Here is a 9521-nt window from a genome sequence, read left to right on the forward strand (position 1 = left end):
TTGCTTCCATCGTCGACACTGCTAGCATCCGTGTCTCTCAGCCGCTTCGCACTGCCAAGGATCGCAATGCCATCAGCCCCGTTGGATACCCGCTACCAGATCGAGACCCCGGAGGGTATCGATCTGCCTTTGCGCCCGGCAGGCTTGCTGCCCCGCGCACTAGCCTTTGCCTTTGACCTGGGTGTACGCGGGCTGATCATGGGTATCCTGCTCGTGCCTTTGGCCTTGTTGGGCAATATTGGTATCGGCCTGGGCTCATTGCTGCTGTTTCTGGTCAGCTGGTGGTACATGGTGCTGTTCGAAGTACTGAACCAGGGCAGTTCTCCCGGCAAGCAAGTCATGGGCTTGAGGGTCGTGCAGGATGACGGCACGCCCGTCGGCTGGTCCGCGTCACTGATCCGCAACCTGCTGCGTTTTGTCGACATGCTGCCCTTCGGCTACTTCCTCGGTGCCATCAGTTGCCTGCAACACCCTCATTTCAAGCGCCTTGGCGACCTGGCCGCAGGCACGCTGGTGATCTACCGCGAACAGCCACTGGCTCGCCCACAGGTGCCTCAAGCCCAGCCGTTGCGCCTGCCATTCCCACTGGAGTTGAGTGAACAGCGAGCGATCCTTGGTTTTGCCGAACGCCAGGGTGAACTGTCTGCCGAACGGGTGCATGAACTGGCCTCCATCCTCGCCACCCCCCTGCAGGTGTCTCCGGCCCGCGCCGTCGAACAACTCAATGGCGTGGCCCGCGGACTGTTGGGGCCAGCATGAAGCAGAGCCTCTTCGAAAGCCGTCACCAACGCCAATGGCAGGCCTTTGCCGAGCAGTTGAAACAGTTGGAGCAAGGCAAAGCCAAGGCGAGTGACATGGCGGACTTCCCCCACCACTATCGAAGGTTGTGCCAGCACCTCGCCCTGGCCCAGGAACGCGGCTATAGCAGCTACCTGGTCGATCCCCTTCAGCAACTCGCCCTGCGTGGCCATCAGCAGTTGTATCGTCATCGCAGCCAACTGACGGCGAATGTCCTCGGCTTCATCCTGGCGGGCTTTCCACGCCTGGTACGTGAGCAATGGCGCTTCGTGCTGATCGCAAGCCTGCTGTTCTTTACCAGCCTGGTGGGGATCGCCTTGCTGGTCTATCTGTTCCCCGACCTGATCTACAGCATCGTCAGCCCCCAGCAGGTCGCCGAGATGCAAGCCATGTACAACCCCGATGCCAGCCGTCTCGGCCGCGCCGCCGACCGTGCATCCAGCGAAGACTGGATGATGTTCGGCTACTACGTGATGCACAACATCGGCATCGCTTTCCAGACCTTCGCCGCCGGCCTGCTGTTTGGCCTGGGCAGCGTGTTCTTCCTGATATTCAACGGTTTGATCATCGGAGCAATCTCCGGGCACCTGACCGAAATCGGTTACGGCCAGACGTTCTGGTCGTTCGTCATTGGCCACGGTGCCTTCGAATTGACGGCCATCGCCCTGGCTGGTGCGGCAGGCTTGCAACTGGGCTGGGCGTTGATTTCGCCAGGGCCACTCACCCGGGGCGAATCCCTGCGCCTGGCCGCACGCAAAAGCGTGCAGATGCTCTGCGGCGTCATGATCTTCCTGTTGATCGCAGCGTTTATCGAAGCGTACTGGTCTTCCACGACGACGATCGCGCCCTGGGTCAAATACCTCGTGGGCGCCACACTCTGGTTGCTGGTAGCCGCTTATTTGACCTTTGCCGGGCGGACCTCTCATGCGCCTGAGTGATGCCAGCGTCGTGATCCGCCCACGTACTACCTGGGAAGCCATGGACCTCGGCGTACTCATGGCTCGCCAGCATCGTGGGCTGTTGATGAGTAGTTGGGCGCTGGTGACCTTGCCAGTCTTTGCGCTACTCACCGTTTTGCTCTGGGACTTCCCCACGCTCGCCATGATCCTGTTCTGGTGGCTCAAGCCCGCCTTCGACCGGCTTCCCCTGTACATCTTGTCCACCGCACTGTTTGGTGACACCCCAAGCCTCAAACACGCGGTGCGCCACTGGCCAAGGCTGCTCAAAGGCCAGTTGCTGGTCAGCCTGACCTGGCGCCGGTTCAGCCTCAGTCGCAGCTTCCTGCTGCCGGTCAGCCAACTCGAAGGGTTGGACGGCCAGGCACGCCAGCGACGCCTTGGCGTGTTGCTACAGCACAACGCCGGGGCTGCACGATGGCTTACCCTCCTCGGAATGCATCTGGAAATCGGCCTGTGGTTCGGCTGCATGGCCCTGTTCTACTTCTTCATTCCCCAGCAGGTCGAAATGGACTGGGACTGGCAACGGCTGGCACTGGCGACCGCCTCCGAAGGCTTATGGCTGGAACACCTGGGCAACGCGTTCTACGCCCTGGTGCTGGTGTTCTGGGAGCCCATCTACGTTGCCTGCGGCTTCAGCCTTTATCTCAACCGCCGTACCCTGTTGGAAGCCTGGGACCTGGAACTGGTGTTTCGCCGCCTGCGCCAGCGCCTGGCCAACGTTGCGACGTTGATGTTGCTGGTGGTCGGGTTGATGCTCACCCAAACCAGCTCTCCGGCCTTGGCTGGGGAGCCCAATAGCAGCAAGCCGCTAAGCACCCAAGCCGCTAGCCAGTCGATCAAGGCACAGTTGGAAAAGCCTCCTTTCAAAAACCCGGAAACCGTCACCCGGTACCGCTTCGGCGAGGAAAAAACCGCCGTCAAAAACCGCACGCACAGCGAAGGCAAGTTACCCGCCTGGCTGCAGGCACTGCTGGACAGCTTCAACAGCACTAACTTCAAGCACGCGGCCCAAGGCCTGGAAGTCATCCTGTGGAGCGTGCTGATCGGTGGCCTGGCGCTGTTGGTCTGGCGCTATCGGGACTGGCTTCGCGCCTTCGTCAGCCGACGCCCCACTCTCCCGCACAAAACGCCCAAGCCGGCTCCTGCTCAATTGTTTGGCCTTGATCTGGGCATCGAAACGTTGCCCGAGGACATCGCCAGCACCGCCGAAGCACTCTGGGCGACGCGTCCCAGGGAGGCCCTTGGGCTGCTGTATCGCGGATTGCTCAGTCGACTGCTGCACGACTTCCACCTGCCGCTTAAAGAAGCCGACACCGAAGGCCAGGTCCTGGAGCACGTTCACCACCTGCAACAACCGCAGTTGCTGGCCTTCAGTGATGAACTGACTCGCCACTGGCAGAACCTCGCCTATGGCCACCGCCTGCCACCCGCCGCAGCCCAGCAAAAGCTGTGCAGTGATTGGCGTATGCTGTTCAGCTCGGGGGCCGCACGATGAATCGGCTACTGCTGTGGACGGGACTGTTGCTGGCATGCCTGCTGGGGGCCGGTGCGTTTTACGCCTGGCACAAGGCAATCCCCTATGAAGAAGTCGTCGACCGGGGGCCATCGCCGGAAGCCCAGGCGAACCCTTACCTGGCGGCCGAACACTTTCTGCGCCAGCAGGGCCTGGCCGTGGCACATGCCAATAGCCTTGAAGGGCTCGCCGACCTGCCGCCCAAAGGTAATAGCCTGCTGTTACTGGGTGAACGCAGCACGATGACGCCAGGCCAGGTGAACCAACTGCTCGACTGGGCAAAGTCCGGCGGCCATCTGTTGGTGGTTGCCGAAGCCTTGTGGGATGAAGAGACCGGCACCAGCGGCGACCTGCTGCTCGATCGCTTGAATATCCATCAGGCATTGAGCGAGGCATTCGACGAACCGGCTTCACCGCGCAACAAAAAGAAAGCGCCAGACCTGACCAAGCTGTATGTCGACAATGAAACCGCTCCGGCCTATTTCAACTTCGACACCGACTTCAACCTCACCGACCCCAAGCACCTGGCGCAATTTTCTGCCAACAGCGCCAAGTCCAGCCACCTGATGCAACTGGACTTTGGGCAAGGCAGCGTGACCGTGGTGACCGACAGCGATGTATGGAAGAACGCTGCTATCGGCCAATATGACAATGCCTGGCTGCTCTGGTACTTGAACCAGGGCACGGATGTGACCTTGCTGTTCCGTACCGATGTGGACAGCCTGCTCACCCTGCTGATGCGTTACTTTCCCCAGGCGGTGGTGGCACTTGTCGCGCTGATAGCCCTGGCACTCTGGCATGCCGGCATGCGCCAGGGTCCTATCCAGGCACCGGCGCCCAAGGCTCGCCGCCAATTGCAGGAACACCTTCAGGCCAGTGCCGATTTTCTGCTCCGGCGCGGCGGCCAAGGTGCCTTGCTACGTGCATTGCAACAAGACATTCAACGCGCCGCCCGCCGTCGTCACCCAGGCTTTGAACATCTCGAAACAGCAGAACAGTGGCAGGTGCTCGAACGCCTGACGCACCAACCCTTGCACGTCATCAGCCAGGCCCTCGGACCACTTGCGGCAAAACGGCTTAACAGCGCCGATTTCAGTCGTCAGGTGGCATGCCTGCAAACCCTCAGGAATGCCCTATGAGTGATTTTCCAACGGCGAGTGCCCTGACCACCGAAAGCCTTCAACACGCCAGCAGACAGGCACAGGATCTGCGCGTTGAACTGCGCAAGGCGGTGATCGGCCAAGACCAGGTGATTGACGATGTGCTGACGGCATTGATTGCCGGTGGCCACGTGCTGCTCGAAGGCGTACCTGGCCTCGGCAAGACGTTGCTGGTGCGGGCGCTGGCGCGGTGTTTTGGCGGTGATTTCGCGCGCATCCAGTTCACGCCCGACCTGATGCCCAGCGATGTGACCGGCCATGCCGTGTACGACCTGCACAGCGAACAGTTCAAGTTGCGCAAAGGCCCGCTGTTCACCCATCTGTTGTTGGCCGACGAAATCAATCGCGCGCCCGCCAAGACCCAGGCCGCACTGCTCGAAGCGATGCAGGAGCGCCAGGTCACTCTTGAGGGTGAAGCACTGCCTCTCGGCCAGCCGTTCATGGTACTGGCAACCCAGAACCCTATCGAACAGGAAGGCACCTACCCCTTGCCCGAAGCCGAGCTGGACCGGTTCATGCTCAAGGTGCGCATGGATTACCCGGATGCCCAGCAAGAGCTGGATATGGTGCGCGAAGTCACCCGCTCGTCCCGAGCCGACATGCTCGACGTGCAGCCATTACGCACCGTGCTTCAGGCCCAGGACGTCGTGCAATTGCAGCAAATCGCCAGTGAATTGGCCTTGGATGAGCAGGTGCTCGACTATGCCGTACGACTGGCCCGCGCCACCCGCAGCTGGCCGGGCTTGACTATCGGTGCAGGCCCACGAGCCTCCATTGCACTGGTGCGCGGTGCCCGGGCCCGGGCCTTGTTGCGCGGCGGCGAATTCGTCACCCCGGACGACATCAAGGGTTGTGCATTGGCAGTATTGCGCCATCGGGTACGCATTGCGCCAGAGCTGGACATCGACGGGTTGGAGGTCGACCAAGTGCTCCAGCAGTTGCTGGATCAGATCCCGGCGCCACGGCAGTGATCCTTCCATGAAACCGACGCGACTGTTGTTGAGCTGGTTGGGGGTGCTGCTAGGCCTGAGCATCCTGATCGGCACAGCTGAGGCATTGCAGCTCAAGGTGCCCGGCACTCTGCACTCCATAGCCTGGGGTCTATTGCTCGCACTCTTGTTGATGGCCGTACTGGATGCCGTACGGTTGTGTCGTCGGCCGTCCGTACAGGTAGAACGCCTGATGCCCGGCAGCCTGGCACTCGGGCGATGGAGTGAGGTGCGCCTGAGCTTGACACACCACTACTCACAGCCCCTGACAGTCACCGTATTCGACCACGCCCCCGATGGCCTGAGCGTAGAAAACCTGCCCCAATCCATCGCGCTGAACCCAGGTGAGCGCAGCGAACTTGGCTATCGCCTGCGCCCCATGCGCCGTGGCCACTTCAGTTTCAGCCGTTGTGAGGTTCATCTGCCCAGCCCTTTTGGGTTGTGGTCGGCGCGGCGGTTTGTTGAAGTAAGCGACGCAACCCGCGTGTACCCGGACTTCGCTCGTTTATATGGCGCGCAGCTGTTGGGTGTGGATAACTGGCTAAGCCAGCTGGGCGTGCGACAACATCAGCGCAGGGGGTTGGGGTTGGAATTCCATCAACTGCGTGAGTTTCGTGAAGGCGACAGCCTGCGCCAGATCGATTGGAAAGCCACTGCCCGGCAACGCACCCCCATCGCCCGCGAATACCAGGATGAACGCGACCAACAAATTGTATTCATGCTCGATTGCGGTCGGCGTATGCGCAGCCAGGACGATGAACTCTCCCACTTCGACCATGCGCTCAACGCCTGCCTGCTGCTCAGCTATGTGGCGTTACGCCAGGGTGATGCGGTGGGGTTGTGCACCTTTGCCAGTGAACAGCCGCGATACCTGGCACCGGTCAAGGGCAGCAGTCAGCTGAACCTGTTGCTCAACGCGGTATACGACCTGGACACCACCCGACACACGGCCGACTACGAGGCTGCCGCCAGCCAACTGCTGGCTCGGCAAAAGCGCCGGGCATTGGTGATCATGGTGACCAACCTGCGGGACGAGGACGATGAGGCACTGATGACCGCGGCCAAGCGTATTGGTCGACAGCACCGGGTGCTGGTGGCCAGCCTGCGAGAAGAAGTCCTCGACCACCTGCGCCAGGTGCCCGTGCAAACCTTGCCTGAAGCACTGGCTTACAGCGGCACGGTCGACTACCTCAATACCCGAGATGAATTGCACGACAGGCTGAGCGCACAGGGTTTATCGCTGCTGGACGCCTTGCCTTCAGCATTGGGGCCCGCCCTGGTGACACGTTATCTGGGCTGGAAAAAAGCCGGGGTGTTCTAAAGCACGCGTCGACCCCGGCCAGGGCTCCCCCAGAACCGAGTCGACCGTGCGCAGTGGCTAGGCGGATGCCTGCAAAGGATCGAAACTGAAATAATTCAACAGGGCATTGATCAGTTGCACGTACTCCTCGGACGCCTGAGTCACACTGAATCCCGAGTCGTAGTGCTGAGGGTTTACATCTTCATGGCTCCACAGGCATGTCGCCGTGATGTCAATCGCATGAAAATCGCCCTCAGGCCCCGGGATCTTAAAGCGCAGCTCGAAGTCCACGTCGACCATCATGGGCAATTGGCTGATCAACATCAGGCCATCTTCAGAAACATTGCCCAAATAACCGATAGGCTTATCCGTGCGGCGATTAAACACCTGCAGGAAATAAGGGAGTTGGTGTCGCTCAATCCGTCGTTCGGTAAACATGGTCGTCATCCAGTGGCCATGAGTCAGGCCGTGCCAGTGATTCGGAACGGGCCAATGGCCCACTCTCCCCGGGTCTCGGTGTGACACCACGCTTCCTGCGTGTCACTAGACTGCTGCCGAATCCAGGCCCTGCATGCGTTCGAACAAAAACTTGTACAAACGAACAATCGAAGGATAGACCAAGACTGGCGACGGGCCAGCTCTTAAATGACGAATGTAATTACAATGATGCCGGACGCGGCTGCGCAACACTGGCACCGGGGTAGTGCCCCAACTGTTGCAAAGTGTCGAGCCGGGCGCGAGCACGGTACGCATATTCACTCGACGGGTACTGGGTGATGATGAACTGATAGGTCTGAACCGCGTCGACAAACAACTTTTGCCGCTCCAGGCATTGCCCGCGCAACATCGACACTTCCGGCTGCACATAACGACGGGTGCGGCTCTCACGGTCGACCTGCGACAACTCCAGGGTGACGCGCTCGCAATCACCCACCCCATAGGCACGGTAAGCATTGTTCAAATGGTGGTCCATCGACCAGCGGGTACAGCCGACAACACTGACGGCCAGGGCAGCAACGAGCAAAATTCGCATGGGGGTTCTCCTGTCTTGTGCAGTGTATCGACCCCTCGTCGAAAATCTTCAAGGGTGTTCGTATTCACTCGCAGCAAAAACAAGTCAATCGTCGATAAGTAGTGCAAACGAACAATGACTACAACGAAAGAGCATAGTAGCCTTCCTCAGCGCTTGAACTCAGGAGTCTGTGCATGTCCGTCCGTCGTACCAAAATCGTCGCCACCCTTGGCCCGGCCAGCAACTCGCCGGAAGTCCTCGAACAGCTGATTCTGGCTGGTTTGGACGTTGCCCGTCTGAACTTCTCCCACGGCACCCCGGACGAGCACAAGGCTCGCGCCAAGCTGGTGCGTGACCTGGCTGCCAAGCACGGCCGCTTCGTGGCGCTGCTGGGTGACCTGCAAGGCCCGAAAATCCGTATCGCCAAATTCGCCAACAAGCGGATCGAGCTGAAGATCGGTGACACGTTCACCTTCTCCACCAGCCACCCGCTGACCGAAGGCAACCAGCAAGTCGTGGGTATCGACTACCCGGACCTGGTCAAGGACTGCGGCGTCGGCGACGAACTGCTGCTGGACGACGGCCGCGTGGTCATGCGCGTCGACACCGCCACACCGACCGAACTGCATTGCACCGTGATCATCGGCGGCCCGCTGTCCGACCACAAAGGCATCAACCGTCGTGGTGGCGGCCTGACCGCACCGGCCCTGACTGAAAAAGACAAGGCTGACATCATTCTCGCCGCCGAAATGGAAGTGGACTACCTCGCCGTGTCCTTCCCGCGCGACGCCGCCGACATGGAATACGCCCGTAAACTGCGCGACGAAGCCGGCGGCACCGCCTGGCTGGTGGCGAAGATCGAACGCGCCGAAGCCGTGGCCGATGACGAAACCCTCGACGGCCTGATCAAGGCGTCCGACGCCGTGATGGTTGCCCGTGGTGACCTGGGCGTGGAAATCGGCGATGCCGAGCTGATCGGTATCCAGAAGAAAATCATCCTGCACGCTCGCCGCCACAACAAGGCGGTGATCGTGGCGACCCAGATGATGGAGTCGATGATCCAGAACCCGATGCCGACCCGTGCCGAAGTGTCCGACGTGGCTAACGCCGTGCTCGACTACACCGACGCCGTGATGCTCTCGGCTGAAAGTGCTGCCGGCCCGTACCCACTGGAAGCGGTGCAAGCCATGGCGCGTATCTGCCTTGGCGCTGAAAAGCACCCGACCAGCAAGACGTCCAGCCACCGCATTGGCAAAGAGTTCGAAAGCTGCGACCAGAGCATTGCACTGGCGGCCATGTACACCGCCAACCACTTCCCGGGCGTGAAGGCGATCATCGCCCTGACCGAAAGTGGCTACACGCCGCTGATCATGTCGCGTATCCGTTCTTCGGTACCGATCTACGCGTTCACCCCACACCGTGAAGCCCAGGCTCGCACGGCGATGTTCCGTGGCGTGTACACCGTTCCGTTCGATCCGGCTTCGCTGGCACCGAACGAAGTCAGCCAGAAGGCAATCGACGAGCTGGTCAAGCGCGGCGTTGTGGAGAAAGGCGACTGGGTCATCCTGACCAAGGGCGACAGCTACCACACCACCGGTGGCACCAACGGCATGAAGATCCTGCACGTGGGCGACCCGCAGGTTTGAGTGAGCGTTGAATGAGAAAGCCCCGACTGGTTCGGGGCTTTTTTATGCCTGGTTTTTTGTGTGGCTGCAGAGTGCCTCATCGCGGGCAAGCCCGCTCCCACAGTTTGACCGCGATCCCCTGTGGGAGCGGGCTTGCCCGCGATG

General features: G+C 60.6%; 9 protein-coding genes. 7 read left to right on the plus strand and 2 right to left on the minus strand.

Annotated features, from left to right (window positions below):
* The first annotated feature begins 66 nt into the window (after window positions 1-66).
* The 6 genes from AC07OV_RS13340 to AC07OV_RS13365 are packed head-to-tail and all read left to right on the plus strand — an operon-like array spanning window position 67 to window position 6740.
* Complete coding sequence (locus AC07OV_RS13340) at window positions 67-759, plus strand: RDD family protein (RefSeq protein WP_494997122.1); 693 nt, start codon at window positions 67-69, stop codon at window positions 757-759.
* The gene (locus AC07OV_RS13345; protein ID WP_494997121.1) at window positions 756-1736 is read left to right on the plus strand and encodes a stage II sporulation protein M; all 981 of its coding nucleotides are present in this window, start codon (window positions 756-758) and stop codon (window positions 1734-1736) included. Before AC07OV_RS13340 ends, AC07OV_RS13345 begins: the two co-directional genes overlap by 4 nt.
* A complete protein-coding gene (locus AC07OV_RS13350; protein ID WP_495092376.1) occupies window positions 1723-3252 on the plus strand; it encodes a DUF4129 domain-containing protein in 1530 nt (509 codons plus the stop codon). The genes AC07OV_RS13345 and AC07OV_RS13350 overlap by 14 nt, the downstream gene beginning before the upstream one ends.
* Entirely contained in the window at window positions 3249-4409 is a 1161-nt protein-coding gene (locus AC07OV_RS13355) for a DUF4350 domain-containing protein (protein WP_494997119.1), read from the plus strand. Before AC07OV_RS13350 ends, AC07OV_RS13355 begins: the two co-directional genes overlap by 4 nt.
* Window positions 4406-5401, plus strand: coding sequence for an AAA family ATPase (locus AC07OV_RS13360; RefSeq protein ID WP_494997118.1), 996 nt, complete (start codon window positions 4406-4408; stop codon window positions 5399-5401). The genes AC07OV_RS13355 and AC07OV_RS13360 overlap by 4 nt, the downstream gene beginning before the upstream one ends.
* A gap of 7 nt (window positions 5402-5408) precedes the next feature.
* Window positions 5409-6740, plus strand: a complete 1332-nt coding sequence (locus tag AC07OV_RS13365) for a DUF58 domain-containing protein (protein WP_494997117.1) — start codon at window positions 5409-5411, stop codon at window positions 6738-6740.
* A gap of 57 nt (window positions 6741-6797) precedes the next feature.
* Here AC07OV_RS13365 and AC07OV_RS13370 read toward each other — a convergent pair whose 3' ends face one another.
* Window positions 6798-7157 (minus strand): PilZ domain-containing protein, encoded by a 360-nt coding sequence (locus AC07OV_RS13370; RefSeq protein ID WP_494997116.1) that lies wholly within the window; start codon window positions 7155-7157, stop codon window positions 6798-6800.
* 220 nt (window positions 7158-7377) lie between these two features.
* Window positions 7378-7752, minus strand: a complete 375-nt coding sequence (locus tag AC07OV_RS13375) for a tetratricopeptide repeat protein (protein WP_176994337.1) — start codon at window positions 7750-7752, stop codon at window positions 7378-7380.
* A gap of 173 nt (window positions 7753-7925) precedes the next feature.
* On the opposite strand from AC07OV_RS13375, the gene pyk reads away from it, so the two are divergent.
* Window positions 7926-9377 (plus strand): pyruvate kinase, encoded by a 1452-nt coding sequence (gene pyk, locus AC07OV_RS13380; RefSeq protein WP_494997115.1) that lies wholly within the window; start codon window positions 7926-7928, stop codon window positions 9375-9377.
* Window positions 9378-9521 lie beyond the last annotated feature (144 nt).

Source organism: Pseudomonas sp. GW821-FHT09A09 (assembly GCF_059418405.1).

What these genes read in the sequence shown, in the direction of transcription:
- AC07OV_RS13340 (WP_494997122.1), top strand. Translation starts at nt 67, where the DNA reads ATGCCATCAGCCCCGTTGGATACCCGCTACCAGATCGAGACCCCGGAG.
- AC07OV_RS13365 (WP_494997117.1), top strand. Translation starts at nt 5,409, where the DNA reads ATGAAACCGACGCGACTGTTGTTGAGCTGGTTGGGGGTGCTGCTAGGC.
- AC07OV_RS13345 (WP_494997121.1), top strand. Translation starts at nt 756, where the DNA reads ATGAAGCAGAGCCTCTTCGAAAGCCGTCACCAACGCCAATGGCAGGCC.
- AC07OV_RS13355 (WP_494997119.1), top strand. Translation starts at nt 3,249, where the DNA reads ATGAATCGGCTACTGCTGTGGACGGGACTGTTGCTGGCATGCCTGCTG.
- AC07OV_RS13360 (WP_494997118.1), top strand. Translation starts at nt 4,406, where the DNA reads ATGAGTGATTTTCCAACGGCGAGTGCCCTGACCACCGAAAGCCTTCAA.
- AC07OV_RS13370 (WP_494997116.1), bottom strand. Translation starts at nt 7,157, where the DNA reads ATGTTTACCGAACGACGGATTGAGCGACACCAACTCCCTTATTTCCTG.
- AC07OV_RS13375 (WP_176994337.1), bottom strand. Translation starts at nt 7,752, where the DNA reads ATGCGAATTTTGCTCGTTGCTGCCCTGGCCGTCAGTGTTGTCGGCTGT.
- pyk (WP_494997115.1), top strand. Translation starts at nt 7,926, where the DNA reads ATGTCCGTCCGTCGTACCAAAATCGTCGCCACCCTTGGCCCGGCCAGC.
- AC07OV_RS13350 (WP_495092376.1), top strand. Translation starts at nt 1,723, where the DNA reads ATGCGCCTGAGTGATGCCAGCGTCGTGATCCGCCCACGTACTACCTGG.